The organism is Micromonospora sp. CNZ280 (genome assembly GCF_011759515.1).
On the sequence record NZ_JAAOYP010000005.1, the window covers coordinates 612,991 to 628,844 of the forward strand.

Sequence of the window (15,854 nt, forward strand, 5' to 3'; positions counted from 1 at the left end):
GTCGGGACACATCGATATGTTCCATCGAGACGAACCGTCGGCGCGGTGACTCTCGATCGAGGCCGCGGGCGGCGCAACACGTCCGGCGGCCACGGCTAGGACCAGGGATGGCACCCCGGGTCGGCGCCCCACGCAGGCGCCCCGGCGCGCGAGCGCCGTGGCTTGACCGATGCCCGTCCCTTCTCGATCAACACCCCGTCAGCTCCGACGCGGAACCCTGTCTGGTGCCGCGGGCGGTCCGGCTCGCCCGCTGAATCAGGCGGACCCCACACATCAGGACGACCGTGACGCCTGGTCACGGCCGAGGATCTCGTGCGGCCGGGGAGGGGGCGCGCGGGCCGGCAGTGCAACGACATACATCGATCAGATGAGTCCTTGGACCGTGAGAGAGGCATCCATGAACGGGTACTCACCGCCCGGCCGGCGCCCGCGGGGCCGGCTCCGCAGATCGATCACCGCGGTCGCCACGGCGGTCCTGCTGGCGCTGACCGCCGGGGTGGCCGCCGCGCCGGCGACCGCGCGCCCGCTGGACGCGGGACGGTCGTCCGCCGGCAGCGACGCGCCGCGCCAGTTGCAGGCCCAGGTGCTCACCTGGACCGCCGGCGACAACTTCCTGTCGTACCTGTCGGCGCCCACGACCGCCGTCGCCGGGCCGGCGACGCTGGTGTTCGAGAACAGTGCCGCGACCGGCAACACCACCGGCATGCAGCACACCCTGACCTTCGACACCACCAACCCGGCGTACAACAGCGACGTCGACGTGAACATCCTGGCCGACCCGACGGACGCCAACGGTGGCCGGTGGACCGTCGACGTGGTGCTCTCGCCCGGCACCTACCGGTACTTCTGCGCGATCCCGGGCCACGGCGGGATGACCGGTCTCCTGGTCGTCACCGGCGGCAGTTCGGACACCACGCCGCCGACCGCGTCCGCGACCGTGTCGGGCGAGCGGGACGACGACGGCGCCTACCTGGGAGCGGCGACCGTGACGCTCTCCGCCACCGATGAGGGCTCCGGCGTCGACCGGGTCGAGTACTCCCTCGACGGCGGCCCCTACGGCACCTACACCGCGCCGGTGACGGTCAACCAGCCGGGGCAGCACACGCTGAGCTACCGGGCGACCGACAAGGCGGGCAACACCTCCACGCCGCAGTCGGTGTCGTTCACCGTGGTGGAGCCGCCGGCGCCGGACACCACACCGCCGACCGTGACGGCCGCGGTGACCGGGCAGCGGGACGACGCCGGGGCGTACGTGGGGTCGGCGACGGTGACGCTGTCCGCCTCCGACACCGAGTCGGGCGTTGACCGGGTGGAGTACTCGCTGGACGGCGGGCCGTACGCGGCGTACTCGGCGCCGGTGACGGTCGACCAGGTCGGCGCGCACACGGTCAGCTACCGGGCCACCGACAAGGCCGGTAACACCTCGGCGGCGCAGTCGGTGTCGTTCACCGTGGTCGACCCGCCGGCGCCGGACACCACCCCGCCGACCGTCACCGCCGCCGTGGCGGGGGAGCGCGACGACACCGGGGCGTACCTGGAGTCGGCGACGGTCACCCTGTCCGCCACCGACGAGGACTCCGGCGTCGACCGGATCGAGTACTCCCTCGACGGGCAGCCGTACGCCGGCTACTCCGCGCCGGTCACGGTCGACCAGGTCGGCGCGCACACGGTCAGCTACCGGGCGACCGACAAGGCGGGGAACACCTCGGCGGCGCAGTCGGTGTCGTTCACCGTGGTGCGGCCGCCGGCGCCGGACACCACGCCGCCGACCGTGACGGCCGCGGTGACCGGGCAGCGGGACGACGCCGGGGCGTACGTGGGGTCGGCGACGGTGACGCTGTCGGCCACCGACACCGAGTCGGGCGTCGACCGGATCGAGTACTCGCTCGACGGGGCCGCCTACGCCGCCTACTCGGCGCCGGTGACGGTCGACCAGGTCGGCGCGCACACGGTCAGCTACCGGGCGACCGACAAGGCGGGGAACACCTCGACGCCGCAGTCGGTGTCGTTCACCGTGGTGCAGCCGCCGGCCCCGGACACCACGGCACCCACGGCGACCGCCACGGTGAGCGGCCAGCGGGACGACGCCGGGGCGTACGTAGGCTCCGCCACGGTCACCGTCTCGGCCACCGACGACGACTCCGGCGTCGACCGGATCGAGTACTCCCTCGACGGGCAGCCCTACGCCGCCTACTCGGCGCCGGTGACGGTCAACCAGGTCGGCGCGCACACGGTCAGCTACCGGGCGACCGACAAGGCGGGCAACACCTCGGCGGCGCAGTCGGTGTCGTTCACCGTGGTCGACCCGCCGGCGCCGGACACCACCCCGCCGACCGTCACGGCCGCGCTCTCCGGCCAGCTCGACGACGACGGCGCCTACCTCGGCAGCGCCACGGTGATCCTCACCGCCGCGGACGCCGGCTCGGGCGTCGACCGGGTGGAGTACTCCCTCGACGGGCAACCGTACGCCCGCTACACCGCACCGGTCACGGTGAACCGGCCCGGCGCGCACACGGTCAGCTACCGGGCCACCGACAAGGCCGGCAACACCTCGGGCACCGCGTCGGTGACCTTCACCGTCGTGGCCAGCGGCGAGCCGGGCTGCCTGGTGCCGGACACCCGGCCGACGGTGTGGCTCGGCACCGTGGACAGCGGCGTGCCCAACCGGGTCGTCGAGGGCGCCTGCACGATCAACAACGCCATCGAGGACGAGCGGGAGTGGCCGAACCACGGCCAGTTCGTCAAGCACGTCACCGAGATCGCCGAGCACCTGCACCACCTGGGCGTCATCGACCACAAGGAGCACGGCCGCCTGGTCAGCGCCGCCGCCCGCTCCGGCGTCGGCAAGCCGGACCAGAAGAACGGCTACCGCCCGCTGCTGGACGCCTCGGCGGCCTCGTTCAACCGGTGGGAGCAGGTCGGGGCGGGCGGCTTCACCCGCAACGCCGACGGGTCGATCACCAGCCGGGCCGTGCCCGGCCTGGGCATGCTCTGGCTGCCCACCGCGGAGTACGGCGACTTCTCGCTGAAGCTGCGCTGGCGCGACGACGCGCCGGGCACCGGCCGGGCCAACAGCGGGGTCTTCGTCCGCTTCCCGAACGTGCACGGGCACCCCGCCGAGTCCCGGCCCGAGTGGGTGGCCATCAAGTACGGCCACGAGCTGCAGATCCACGACCGCCCCGACGGCGACCAGTACAAGAGCGGCTCGGTGTACGGCTTCGACCGGGTCGACCTCGACGGCGCCCGGGTCACCCCGAAGGGCACCTGGAACGACTACGAGATCCGGGTGGTGGGCCAGCACTACTCCGTGTTCCGCAACGGCGAGCTGATCAACGAGTACGTCAACACCCCGGACGCGGTGTTCAGCCCGCCCCGGGCCGACGACCCCGGCGGCGCCGGCCGCCAGCACGCCACCGGCTACATCGGCCTGCAGAACCACGGCACCGCCGACGTCGTGAGCTTCCGCGACGTGCGGATCGCGCCGCTGTCCCCGTGCTGCCCCGGCGGCGCGCCCTCCTCTGCCACCTCGACCAGCTGCTGCTGACGAGCGAAGGGATCCAACCATGGCGAAACACAGGATCGACCGCCGGGCGCTGCTACGCGGCCTCGCCGGCTCCACCGTCGCGGTCGGCGCCGCCAGCCTCGCCGGGGCGCTGCCCGCCGCGGCGTCCGGCGGCGCCACCCGGGGTCACCTGGTGCCGCGCGGGCACCTGGGCATCCAGCTCTACAGCGTCCGCGACAAGATCGCGCAGTTCGGCTTCGCGGCCGTGTTCGAGGAGCTGTCCCGGATCGGCTACCGGGAGGTGGAGTTCGCCGGCTACACCCAGGGCGCGGTCGGCCCGATCACGCCGGCGCAGATCCGCCAGCTGCTCGACGACAACGGGCTGAAGGCGGCCGGCAGCCACCGCGGGCTCGGCGACTTCCGGAACAACCTGGAGTGGGAACTGGACGTCGCCGAGACGCTCGGCATGCCGGCCATCGGCACCGCGTCGGCGCCCACCGGCAACCGCACCATCGCCGGCTACCAGGCCGCCGCGGCCGAGTTCAACACCTGGGGCGCCGCCGCCGCGGCCCGCGGGATCAAGCTCTACCAGCACAACCACACCATCGAGTTCAGCTTCGCGCTCGACCGGCCCGACGTGCGGCTGTACGACCTGTTCCTGGAGCTCACCGATCCCCGGTACGTGTTCCTGGAGATGGACATCCTGTGGGCGTACGGCGGCGCCCGCAAGTACCCGGGGTTCCGCCCGGTGGACTACGTCAAGGCCCACCCGCACCGGTTCCCGCTGTTCCACGTCAAGGACGGCGTGCCGCTGCCCGACCCGCAGCAGGGAAACTCCTACCTGGACGTGGAGTTCGGCGCCGGCACCATCCCGTTCGCCGAGTTCTTCACCGAGCTCGACGGGGGTGGCCGGTTCACCTACCTGTGGGAGCAGGACACCGCTCCGAACGCCCAGCCGAACCCGCCCGGCTCGCTGGGCGCCGCCGAGCGCAGCTACCAGCGGATCGTCGACCTGCGGGGTGAACGGTGAGCGCCTGGCGGCTGGTCGAGGACCCACCGCCGCCGGTGGACGGCGGGGCGACCGGCGACAACCGGAGCGGCGAGCCACGCCGCCCCCGGTCGAGCACCCGCCGGCTGCTGGTGGTGGCGGCCACCGTGCTGCTCACCCTGGTCGGTGCCGGCGGCCTGGCCGCCGCCCGCACCGGGGCGTTCTTCGCCGAGCGGCCGGAGGGCTGCGCCAAGCCGGACCGCACCATGCAGCTGTACGCGGTGGAGCTGCCCAAGGACGGCAACCAGGTCCGGCTCGGCTACGGCCACACCCCGCAGACCGCCTCCTACCCCGGCCCCACCATCGAGATGACCGAGGGGGAGTGCCTGGCCATCACGGTGCACAACCAGGTGCCCGCGGCCACCCTGGAGCAGCTGCGGACCGACCCGGCGCACCCGCTCGGCGTCTCGCTGCACGTGCACGGGGTCAAGTACACCCAGCTCTCCGACGGCACGGTACAGTCCGGCTCGTTCGTGCCGCCCGGCGAGTCGCGCACGTACACCTGGTTCGCGCAGCAGCGCGACAAGAAGACCGGCGCGCCGGGCACGGCCGGCCACTGGTGGTACCACGACCACGTGGTGGGTGGCCCGCACGGCACCCAGGGCCTCGGCGCGGGGCTCTTCGGCGGGCTGGTGGTCCGCCGCCCCGGCGATCCGAAACCGGACCGCACCTACACCGTGGTCTTCGGTGACCGGCAGAGCATCAACCTCCGCCGGGGCGCCGCCGCCGACACCTGCGACCCGCAGCGACCGCAGCCGGGCCCGACCTGTCTGGTCGCCCGCAAGGGCGAGAAGGTGGAGTTCATCGTCGTCGGCATCGGCAACGACATGCACACCTTCCACCTGCACGGACACGCCTGGGCGGACAACCGCACCGGAGTGCTGCCCAACGGCGAACCCTTCGCCGACCTCGTCCAGACCATCGACAACAAGCCGCTCGGCCCCGGTGACTCGTTCGGCGTCACGGTGACCGCCGGCGACTCGGTGGGCCCCGGCCACTGGATGCTGCACTGCCACATGCAGTTCCACTCCGACGGTGGCATGTCGACGATGCTGCACGTCCTGGACGAGGACGGGAACATGCCGCCCGGCCACGACCACTCCCACCCGGCCGGTGGCACCGCGGCCGGCGCCACGACCGGCGCGGACACCGCCGCCGGGCAGCACCAGCACAAGTGACCGCCGGCGGCCGCCGCGCCGCCGACGAGGGCCGGTGGCTGCCGGTCCGTCCGGAGCTGAACGGACCGGCAGCCGCCACCCGGCGCGGGCCACCGCCGTGGTCCGCGCCCGCAAACCCGACCGCACCGCCTCCTGCTCGAACCGCTCGGACGAGCACCTCCGCCACACCTCACCTGTGAAGGAGTCGAGATGGCTCAGCACCGCTCCCGGCTGTCCAGATGGGTCGGACGCCCGCCCGTCGACGTCACAGCCTCCCCACCACCGACCGCCCGCCGGACCGTACGGCGCGCCGGCGCGCTCGCCGCGAGCGCCGTGCTGGCGCTCGGGCTGCTGGCCCTGCCCGCGCAGGCCGCCGCCCCGGCCCCCGTCCAGGCCGCCGCCGCCGAGGCCGCGGCGGCGGTGAAGCTGCTGGTCTTCCACGGCCCGGTCGACCAGCAGGACGACCCGGTCGGCAAGGCCGTCGACGCGATCCGGGACCTGGGCGGAGAGCACGGCTTCGCCGTCGACGCCTCCGCCGACCCGGGTGTGTTCACCGTCGGCAACCTGGCCCGGTACCGGGCCGTGGTGTTCCTCTCCGCCAACGGCGTCGCCCTGAACGACGCCCAGGAGGCGGCGTTCCAGGCGTACATCAAGGGCGGCGGCGGCTTCCTCGGCGTGCACGACGCGGCCCGCGCCCAGCCCAGCTCGGCCTGGTTCACCGGGCTGATCGGCACCCGGCCGGCGGCCGGCCTGCCGAACGCCGAGAAGCCGGTCAGCGCCACGGCGAGCGCCGAGAACCCGCCGAACGAGACCGCCGCGAAGGCGATCGACGGCTCGACCGGCACCAAGTGGCTGACCTTCAACCCGACCGGCTGGCTCGCGGTGAAGCTGGCCAAGCCGGTGGTGGTCAGCCGGTACGCGCTCACCTCGGCGAACGACTTCCCCGGCCGGGACCCGAAGAACTGGACCCTGCAGGGCTCCGCGGACGGCGAATCCTGGACCGACCTGGACACCCGCAGCAACGAGACCTTCCCGCAGCGGTTCCAGACCCGGCAGTTCAGCTTCACCAACGACAAGGCGTACCAGCACTACCGGCTGAACGTCACCGCGAACAGCGGTGAGCCGCTGGTCCAACTGGCCGAGCTGTGGCTGATCGGTCCGGACGCCGGCCCGCCGCCGGACAGCACGGTGCAGGAGGCCGTGGTCGACCTCACCGACCGGCAGCACCCGGCCAACGAGGGCCTGCCGCTGACCATGAGGCGGTCCGACCAGTGGATCAACTGGGACCCGAGCCCGGTCGGCCGGGTACACACCGTCGCCCAGGTCGAGGAGGGCAGCTACAACCCGGGCCTGAGCGGCAACGGTGCCTTCCACCCGATCTCCTGGTGCCAGGACTACGACGGCGGTCGCTCCTTCTACACCGGCATGGGCCGTACCGAAGCCAGCTACACCACCGACAAGCAGTTCCGCAGCCACCTGCTCGGCGCGATCCGGTGGACCGCCGGCCTGGTCCGCGGCGACTGCCAGGCGACCATCGCGTCGAACTACCGGATCGAGCGGCTGACCGCCACCAACCAGCCGGGCCAGCTCGACCAGATCGGCGAGCCGCACGGCCTGACCATCGCGCCGGACGGCAAGGTCTTCTACATCGGCAAGGCCGCCTGCCCGACCGGGCCGATCGTCAGCTGGGACGACCCGAAGGTCGGCCTCGGCTGCGGCACCATCCACCAGTGGGACCCGAAGACCAAGCAGGTCAAGCTGCTCACCACGCTCGCCGTGATGGGCAACCGGGGCAGCGGCAGCGAACTGGTCAAGAACGAGGAGGGCCTCGTCGGCATCACGCTGGACCCGAAGTTCGCGCAGAACGGCTGGGTGTACGTCTACTGGATGCCGCACGAGTCGATCGACCGGGCCAAGCGGATCGGCCAGCGGACGGTGTCCCGGTTCACCTACGACGCCGCCAAGCAGACCATCGACCAGAGCACCCGCAAGGACCTGCTGCACTGGGACACGCAGATCCACAGCTGCTGCCACGCCGGTGGCGGCATGACCTTCGACGAGTCCGGCAACCTCTACATCGGCACCGGTGACAGCAACTCCTCCGGCGGCTCGAACGGCTACTCCGGCAACAACTGGACTCAGGAGTACCAGGGCGTGTCGTTCCAGGACGCCCGCCGTACCTCGGGCAACACCAACGACCTGAACGGCAAGATCCTCCGGATCCACCCGGAGCCCGACGGCACGTACACCATCCCGCCGGGCAACCTGTTCACCGGCAACGAGGAGGGTGGCGGCAAGACCCGCCCGGAGATCTATGTGATGGGCGTGCGGAACATCGCCAGGATCGCCTGGGACCCGGTCAACGACTGGCTGACCGCCGCCTGGGTCGGCCCGGACGCCGGCGCCCCGAGCCCGGAGCTGGGACCGGCGAAGTACGAGACGGCCACCATCATCACCTCCGCCGGCAACCAGGGCTGGCCGTACTGCATGGGCAACCGGCAGCCCTACCGGGACCGCAGCAACACCGACGCCACCGTGCTCACCGGCTGGTACGACTGCGACAACCTGAAGAACACCTCGCCGCGCAACACCGGCCTGGTGAACATCCCGCCGGCCCGGGACAACATGATCTGGTACTCGCCGCAGGGCGGCGGCCCGGTCTACCCGAAGCGCGCCGACGGCAGCGGGCTGCCGACGTACCAGATCGGCGACGAGACCTTCACCCAGCCGTATCTCAAGGGCGGCGGGCAGGCCATCATGGACGGCCCGACGTACCAGCGGGAGAACGTCGACGTCGACAGCGGCGTGGCGTGGCCGGAGTACTGGGACGACAAGTGGTTCATCGGTGACCAGTCCAACGCCAACAACCGGGTGGCGGTGACCGTGGACAAGAGCAAGGTCGACAGCCACGGGCCGCCGGCGTTCGCCGAGGACCTGCGCAGCATCATCCGCTCGGGCAGCGGCGGCACCCAACTCCAGTCCTGGATGGATGCGAAGTTCGGCCCGGACGGGGCGCTGTACCTGCTCGACTACGCGGGTGGCTTCTTCAGCCTGCACGCCAACCAGAAGCTGATCCGGGTCGCCTACCAGGGGGGTCCGGCCACGCCGAACCCGAACCACGCCACCGCGCGGGCGGTCGCGCAGAGCAACCCGAAGACCATCGGCTTCTCCAGCGCCAAGGCCGGCGGCGTGGCCTGGGAGTGGAACTTCGGTGACGGCAGCGCGCCGTCCCGCGAGGCCAACCCCACCCACACGTACGCCGACTACGGCACCTACCAGGCGACGGTCAAGGTGACCTACGCCGACGGCGAGGTGGCCACCGGTACGGTCCAGGTGGTGGTCGGGTGCGCCGCACCGGACACCCGCACGACGGTGCGGATGCTCGACACCGACACCGGGGTGGCCAACCACGAGGTCGGCGGCGACTGCACCGTCAACGACCTGATCGACGACGAGCGCAGTTGGTCCAACCACGGCCAGTTCGTCAGCCACGTCGCCGGTGTGGTGGGCGACCTGCGCAAGGCCGGCGTCCTGGACAACCGCGAGGCGGCCACGCTGAACCGGGCCGCGGCCCAGTCGCCGATCGGCAAGGTCGCCGGCTACCAGCCGATCTTCGACGGCACCGCGCAGTCGCTGGCTGACTGGCGGCAGGCGCCCGGCGGGTCGTTCACGCTCCAGCCGGACGGCTCGATCCGCAGCTCCGGCGGGCTCGGCATGCTCTGGTACGCCAAGCAGGAGTTCGCCGACTTCTCGCTGCGGTTGCAGTTCCGGGACGTCTCCACCGGCAACACGTACGCCAACAGCGGCGCGTTCGTCCGGTTCCCCGACCCGCGCACGCCGCTGGCGGAACGACCGGCTGACAGCTGCGGCACGGTCGGTTCGGCCCGCAGTTCCCAGGCGTGGGTGGCGATCTACTGTGGTCACGAGATCCAGATCTACGACGGGCCCACCGGTGAGCCGCAGAAGACCGGGTCGATCTACAACTTCGACCCGATCGGACTGGACCAGGCCGGCGTGACACCGAAGGGCCAGTGGAACGACTACGAGATCCGGGTGGTCGGGCAGCACTACACGATCACCCGCAACGGGGTCGTGATCAACGAGTTCGACAACACGCCGGGCAGGGCGTCGTCCCGCCAGGGCGACCCGCCGACCGACCTGCGCCAGTTCCTCAGCGGGTTCGTCGGGTTGCAGAACCACGGCACGAACGACCTGATCGAGATCCGCAACGTGCGGGTCCGGGAGCTGTAGCAACTCCGGGCCGGGTGTGGAGGCGACCCCCTCCGCGCCCGGCCCGGCCGCGCGTCCGGTGCGGGCGGGGCTGATCGCGTGCCGTAACCGGTCGGTAAGGACGGCGGAGCGGGTGGGCCGACTACCATCCGATCATGCCCGATGCCCGTGCCGCCACTGTCCCGATCGCGACGCTGCTCACCGCTGCCGTCCTCGCTCTCGCGGCCTGCGGCGGTGCCGAGGAGCGGCCCACCGCCCCGAGCGAGGCGACAGCCACGTCGATCGACGCGGCACCGTCGACCGCGGTGGCGCCGAGCCCCGGCGCGACGGCCGGCGGGCTTCCGGAGACCATCTCGTTCAGCGCGCGGACGATCGACGGTGGGACGTTCGCGGGCAGCAGCCTCGCCGGCAAGCCGGCGGTGCTGTGGTTCTGGGCCGCGTGGTGCAGCCGGTGCCGAGGGGTGGCCGCCGAGGTGGCCGCCGTGCAGCGGGAGAATGCGGCCCGGGTCAACCTGATCGGTGTCGCCGGGCTGGGTAGTGGCGACGAGGCGATGCGGCGGTTCGCCCGGGACACCGGCATCGACGGGTTTCCCAATCTGGCCGACGACGACGGCCAGGTGTGGCGCCGGTTCAAGGTCACCAGCCAGGAACGCTACGTGCTGCTGGACTCCGCCGGCGCCGTCGTGTACTCCGGTCCGCTGTCGCAGGCGGAGCTGCGCAGCCGGGTCAGCGAGCTGAGCTGAGCATGCCGGACGCCCCGTACGGTCTCGCGCTGGGTGCCGGCCTCCTGGCCGCGGTGAACCCGTGCGGGTTCGCGCTCCTGCCCGCGTACCTGTCGGTGCTGGTCCTGGGCGACGGTCCGGCGGCAGGCCGGGCACCGCTCGCCCCGATCGGTCGGGCGCTCGCGCTCACCGGCGCGATGACCGTCGGTTTCGTCGCGGTGTTCGGCACGTTCGGGCTGCTCGCCGCGCCGGCGGCGGACGCCGTGGCCCGGCGGCTGCCGTGGGTGTCGATACTGATCGGACTCGCCCTGGTGGCCGCCGGGGGCTGGCTGCTCGCCGGACGGCAGCTACCCGCCTTCGCGCCCCGACTGGCCACCGGGCCGGCGGTCCGACGGCGGTTCACCTCGATGGTGCTGTTCGGCGCGGCCTACGCCATCGCCTCGCTCGGCTGCACCATCGGCCCGTTCCTGGCCGTCGTGGTCGCCGGCTTCCGCGCCGGCTCCCCCCTCTCCGGCGTCGGCCTGTTCCTGGCGTACGCGCTGGGCATGGGCCTCGCGGTCGGGCTCGCCGCGCTGGCCGTCGCGCTGGCCCGGGAGTCCCTGGTACGCCGCACCCGCCGCGCCGCGCCGCTGCTCGGCCGCCTCGCCGGCCTGCTCCTCGTGCTCACCGGCGGCTACGTGGCCTGGTACGGCTGGTACGAGATCCGACTCTTCGCCGGCGCCGGCGGCGTGGACGACCCGGTCGTCGACGCCGCCGGCACGATCCAGACCACGATCAGCGGTTGGCTGGCCCAGATCGGCCCGGGGACGGTCGCGGTGGTCGCTCTGGCGCTGCTCGCCCTGTCCGTCGGCACCGCTCTGCTCCGCCTGCGCCGCACGCCCGCCGACCCGGAGAAGAACGAGGCGGCCGACCGGGACCAGGGTCGGCAGCCCACGCGCTGACCATCCGCCACCGCACCGGCCGCGCTGCCACGGCGAGGAGTCGCTTGCCGATAAGGAGTGCGGCCGTAACCATCTCCGGTCGCGGTCGGCAATCCATGGGCCGGGAGCCGTACCCGCCACCCCCGCGCTCGCCGACGCGGCGACCGAGACCCTGCCCGAGGTGCGGCAGCGCCGGCCTCCCGCTGGTCGCCCGGGGCGCGGCGGAGCTACCCGCCCGCCCGGGGACCGGCCGTCCGGCTCACGCCGGCTGGGCGGCGGCCTGGTCGGGCTCGGCGGGCAGGCTGTCCATGAACGAACTGACCGAGAAGACCGCGTTGCCGGGGCCGGCCGGGCCGTACCCGGGCGGGCTGGACAGCCCGTGCGCCTCCATCGTCGCGCGGTACACCTCCAGCAGCCGGATGTGGTATTCGAGCGGGGCGCCCTGCGGGTTGGTGCGGCCCAGCGGGGTGGTCGGCTCCGGGCACCAGGTGGTGAACCGCGGGGTGATGCCGCGGGACATGAAGAACTCCAGCCCCTCGGCGGTCGAGGCGATCGCCTCGTCGACGCTGGTGAAGCCGAACGGCGCGGCCATCTCCACGCCCGCGACGAAGTTGGGGATCACGTTGCGGGGGCCGAAGACCTCAGCCGAGTCGAGGATCCGGCGGTGCCACTCCTCGCGGCCGACGTACCGCTCCTTGCCGGGGCAGTACAGCTCGAACAGCCGTTTGTCCCAGACCTCGTAGTTGGGGTGGTAGATGCGGATGCCGTAGTCGTGGAAGCGCTGCACGTCCGCCTTCGGCAGCGCCTGGGCGACCACCTTGCCGATCCACCGGCCCGGGAACCGCTCCTCGATCGCCTTGGCGTACCGGCCGTAGAAGTCGGCCTCGCCGAGCCCCTCGACGGTGGAGGTGACGCTGCCGCCGGTCAGCGTGTACGCCCGCGAGGCGCCGAGGGTGTCGTACCGGTCGATGATCTCCATCGCCTCCAGCACCTCGTCGACCGGCTTGACCCCCGTGTACGGACGCTTGGCCGCCTTGTGCTGGCGCCAGTTGTGGTTGATGTCGCAGTACTGGCACTCCTCCTTGGCGCCGAAGTACTGGCAGACCCGGAACACGGTCAGGTAGATCAGGTAGCCCCACTGGATGGTCGGGGCCACCTCCATCACCGACTTGCCGTTGGCCAGCGTGTGGCGGTAGTACTCCGGCATCGGCGGCAGGCCGACGTCGGCGATCGGGCGGTCGTCCAGGAACAGCCGCAGCACCCCGTCACCGCTGTCCTTGACCCGGTACGGCGAGTCGGGGTTGACCCGCACGGAGACGACCGTGCGGCGCAGCCCGTACGGGCCGCCGCTGAGCACGATCTCCTCCGGCGGCCGGCGGAGGGCGGCGGTGCCCAGCTCCGGCAGGGTGCGGTGGTCGAAGGAGAAGATGAAGTACGACTTCGGCTTGACCTCGCCGCCCTCGTTGTCGGTCAGCGCGGAGTCGTCGAACGCCATGCCCCCGCGCAGCAGGTCTTCCTTGATCACCGCTTCCCGCGGCACCTGCGGGAACCGCCCCATCAGATCCTCGATGAGATCAGTGCGGGTCTGCATGACTCATTCCCCCCGGTCCGCCGTCTACGTCGCCAGCGTCACCACATCACCTGCCGCCGACACCGCGTCGGCGGCGGGTGGTGATCGTGTCCCCCGTCACGCTACCGCTGCCCGCCGGCCGACCAGGAATCCACCGGCCGTCGGTCCGGTGGGGGAGGGTCAGCTGGTCCGGGCCAGCAGGGCGCGGGTGGCGGTGACGATGGCGCTCACGCCGATGCCGGCCTGGTCCATCAGCTCGGCGGGCGTCCCGGAGGTGGGCAGTCCGCGGACCGCCAGCCGGCACACCTGCGCCGGTACGGCGAGGTCGGCCAGTGCCTCCAGCACGGCGGAGCCGAGGCCGCCCTCCGGGTAGTGGTCCTCGACGACCACCAGCCGCCCGCCGGTGTCCCGGACGGCCTCGAGCAGCCGCTGGGAGTCCAGTGGCTTGACCGAGTACAGGTCGATGACCCGGGCCTCGATCCCCTCGCCGGCCAGCTGGTCGGCGGCGGCGAGGCAGTTGTGCGCGGTCACCCCGGCGCCGATGAGCGCGACGTGGTCGTGCGCGCTGCCGCGCAGCAGCTTGCTGCCGCCGATCGGGAAGGTCTCGTCGTTGTCGTAGAGCACCGGGTGCCCGCCCCGGGTGGTGCGCAGGTAGCTGATCCCCTCGCAGTCGACCATCTGCGCGACGAGGGCGGCGCAGGACACCGCGTCGCTCGGGTAGAGCACGGTCGAGCCGTGGATGGCGCGCATCGCGGCCAGGTCCTCCAGCCCCATCTGCGAGGGGCCGTCCGCCCCGATCTCCACCCCGGCGTGCGAGCCGCACAGGGCGATGTCGGCGCGGGAGATGGCGGCCATCCGGATGAAGTCGTACGCGCGGGAGAGGAACGCCGCGAAGGTCGAGGCGAAGGGCCGGTAGCCGCGCACCTGGAGGCCGACCGCCGCCGCGACCATCTGCTGTTCGGAGATGAACATCTCGAAGAACCGGTCGGGGTGGGCCTCGGCGAACCGGTCGGCCCGGGTGGAGTCGCTGACCTCGCCGTCCAGGGCGACCACGTCCGACCGGGCGCCCAGCGCGCGCAGCGCGTCCCCGTACGCGTCGCGGGTGGCGACCTTCGCCCCCTTGTCGTAGCGGGGCAGCTCGGGTGGCCGGCGGTCGGGGGCCTGGGCGGGCGGGACCGGCTCGGGTCGTGGCCCGGTGACCGGGATCTGGCGCACCCCGCCGAGCGCGTCGACGGCCCGCTCGGCCTGCTCCGGCTTGATCGGCTTGCCGTGCCAGCCCGGCTGGTTCTCGATGTCGGCCACCCCCTTGCCCTTGAGCGTGCGGGCGAGCACCACGGTGGGGCCGGTGGCCTGCCTGGCCCGGCCCAGCGCGTCGTCGATGGCGACCAGGTCGTGGCCGTCGATGACGATCGCCCGGCAGCCGAACGCCTCGACCCGGCGCCGGTAGGTGTCCAGGTCCCACTCCAGCTCGGTCTCGCCGCGCTGCCCGAACCGGTTCACGTCGACGATCGCGGTGAGGTTGCGCAGCCCGTAGTGGCCGGCCTTGTCCAGCGCCTCCCAGATGGAGCCCTCGGCGGTCTCGCTGTCTCCGCAGAGCACCCAGACGTGGATCGGCAGCCGGTCGAGGTGCTGGCCGGCCAGCGCGATGCCGACCCCGACCGGCAGCCCCTGGCCGAGCGAACCGGTGGCGACGTCGACCCAGGGCAGCGCCGGCGTGGGGTGGCCCTCCAGCCGCGAGCCGAACTGCCGGTAGGTGTCGACCAGCTCCTGGTCGGTGATCGCGCCGACGGCCTTGAAGACCGCGTACAGCAGCGGCGAGGCGTGACCCTTGGAGAAGATCAGGTGGTCGTTGCCGCGGTTGTCCGGGTCCGCCCAGTCGTAGCGCAGGTGCCGGGAGATCAGCACGGCGAGCAGGTCCGCGGCGGACAGGCTCGACGTCGGGTGCCCGGACCCGGCCTTCGTGCTGCACCTGATCGCGTCCACCCGCAGCTGGGCGGCGAGCTCGGCCAGTTGGCCGACCTCCTCCTCGCGCAGCACGCGCTCCGCTTCCATGGTCACCGGCATCGCCTCCAGCCATCGGTGTTCTCCACCAGCCCCGCGTTCCGGGGCCGTCCGGCCGCGCGGCTGGGGCAGCTCTCCGCTGACCGACTCGGGACCTACGGTAGACAAGAAAGCTCGGCGTCGTCCGGTAACACCCATTTGTGCTACTGCGCCCCGTCCGCGCCGGCGCGCCTGCGAAGCGGGGCCCGGCGAACCGACAGACCCGGCTCGCGCCACGCGGCCGTCGGTCAGATGACCTCCGCCCCGGGGTGTGCGACGTCCCACTCCCGGTGGGACTGCGCGATCGCGGCCTTGTTCGCCAGGGACCAGTCGGCCAACTGCCGGACGAGCTGGCTCAGGCTCCGGCCCCGGTCAGTCAGCTCATACGTCACCGTCACCGGGACGGTGGGGAACGCGGTCCGCAGCACGAGACCATCGCGTTCCAGCCGACGCAGGGTCAGGGTGAGCATCCGCTGGGAGATCCCATGGATGCCCCGCTGCAGTTCCCGGAAGCGCCGGGTGCCGGCGGACAGTTCAGCGACGGCCAGCACCGACCACTTGTCGCCGATGCGGTCCAGGACGTCGCGGATCCCGCAGTCCGGATGCTCGGGCAGCCCGCAGGGCTCCAGCAGGTCGGTTACCTGGGTGTTCGCTGCTGACACGAA

9 protein-coding genes are annotated in these 15,854 nt (G+C 72.4%); 6 read left to right on the forward strand and 3 right to left on the reverse strand.

What is annotated here, in order from left to right; translation table 11 throughout:
• The first annotated feature begins 397 nt into the window (after window positions 1-397).
• The 6 genes from FHX32_RS33365 (at window position 398) to FHX32_RS33390 (ending at window position 11,600) form a co-directional block, all read left to right on the forward strand.
• Window positions 398-3,544, forward strand: coding sequence for an OmpL47-type beta-barrel domain-containing protein (locus FHX32_RS33365; RefSeq protein ID WP_208419650.1), 3,147 nt, complete (start codon window positions 398-400; stop codon window positions 3,542-3,544).
• A gap of 19 nt (window positions 3,545-3,563) precedes the next feature.
• Window positions 3,564-4,532, forward strand: coding sequence for a sugar phosphate isomerase/epimerase family protein (locus FHX32_RS33370; protein ID WP_167191999.1), 969 nt, complete (start codon window positions 3,564-3,566; stop codon window positions 4,530-4,532).
• Window positions 4,529-5,728, forward strand: a complete 1,200-nt coding sequence (locus tag FHX32_RS33375) for a multicopper oxidase domain-containing protein (RefSeq protein ID WP_208419651.1) — start codon at window positions 4,529-4,531, stop codon at window positions 5,726-5,728. The genes FHX32_RS33370 and FHX32_RS33375 overlap by 4 nt, the downstream gene beginning before the upstream one ends.
• Before the next feature lie 189 nt (window positions 5,729-5,917).
• On the forward strand, window positions 5,918-9,958 hold the full coding sequence (locus FHX32_RS33380) for a ThuA domain-containing protein (RefSeq protein WP_167192001.1): 4,041 nt from the start codon (window positions 5,918-5,920) through the stop codon (window positions 9,956-9,958).
• A gap of 134 nt (window positions 9,959-10,092) precedes the next feature.
• Window positions 10,093-10,680 (forward strand): redoxin domain-containing protein, encoded by a 588-nt coding sequence (locus FHX32_RS33385; protein ID WP_167192003.1) that lies wholly within the window; start codon window positions 10,093-10,095, stop codon window positions 10,678-10,680.
• Between the two features lie 2 nt (window positions 10,681-10,682).
• Complete coding sequence (locus tag FHX32_RS33390) at window positions 10,683-11,600, forward strand: sulfite exporter TauE/SafE family protein (RefSeq protein WP_167192005.1); 918 nt, start codon at window positions 10,683-10,685, stop codon at window positions 11,598-11,600.
• 238 nt (window positions 11,601-11,838) lie between these two features.
• Here the strand turns inward: FHX32_RS33390 and FHX32_RS33395 are convergent, their stop codons facing one another.
• The 3 genes from FHX32_RS33395 to FHX32_RS33405 all read right to left on the reverse strand — a co-directional run bounded on the left by FHX32_RS33395 (window position 11,839) and on the right by FHX32_RS33405 (window position 15,851).
• Window positions 11,839-13,170 carry a radical SAM protein gene (locus FHX32_RS33395; RefSeq protein WP_167192007.1) on the reverse strand — a complete coding sequence of 444 codons (1,332 nt, stop codon included), beginning with the start codon at window positions 13,168-13,170 and terminating at the stop codon, window positions 11,839-11,841.
• A gap of 159 nt (window positions 13,171-13,329) precedes the next feature.
• Window positions 13,330-15,201, reverse strand: coding sequence for a transketolase (locus FHX32_RS33400; protein ID WP_167192273.1), 1,872 nt, complete (start codon window positions 15,199-15,201; stop codon window positions 13,330-13,332).
• Window positions 15,202-15,437: 236 nt separating this feature from the next.
• On the reverse strand, window positions 15,438-15,851 hold the full coding sequence (locus FHX32_RS33405) for a winged helix-turn-helix transcriptional regulator (protein ID WP_167192009.1): 414 nt from the start codon (window positions 15,849-15,851) through the stop codon (window positions 15,438-15,440).
• Window positions 15,852-15,854: the final 3 nt, after the last annotated feature.

What these genes read in the sequence shown, in the direction of transcription:
- FHX32_RS33365 (WP_208419650.1), top strand. Translation starts at nt 398, where the DNA reads ATGAACGGGTACTCACCGCCCGGCCGGCGCCCGCGGGGCCGGCTCCGC.
- FHX32_RS33370 (WP_167191999.1), top strand. Translation starts at nt 3,564, where the DNA reads ATGGCGAAACACAGGATCGACCGCCGGGCGCTGCTACGCGGCCTCGCC.
- FHX32_RS33380 (WP_167192001.1), top strand. Translation starts at nt 5,918, where the DNA reads ATGGCTCAGCACCGCTCCCGGCTGTCCAGATGGGTCGGACGCCCGCCC.
- FHX32_RS33385 (WP_167192003.1), top strand. Translation starts at nt 10,093, where the DNA reads ATGCCCGATGCCCGTGCCGCCACTGTCCCGATCGCGACGCTGCTCACC.
- FHX32_RS33390 (WP_167192005.1), top strand. Translation starts at nt 10,683, where the DNA reads ATGCCGGACGCCCCGTACGGTCTCGCGCTGGGTGCCGGCCTCCTGGCC.
- FHX32_RS33395 (WP_167192007.1), bottom strand. Translation starts at nt 13,170, where the DNA reads ATGCAGACCCGCACTGATCTCATCGAGGATCTGATGGGGCGGTTCCCG.
- FHX32_RS33400 (WP_167192273.1), bottom strand. Translation starts at nt 15,201, where the DNA reads ATGGAAGCGGAGCGCGTGCTGCGCGAGGAGGAGGTCGGCCAACTGGCC.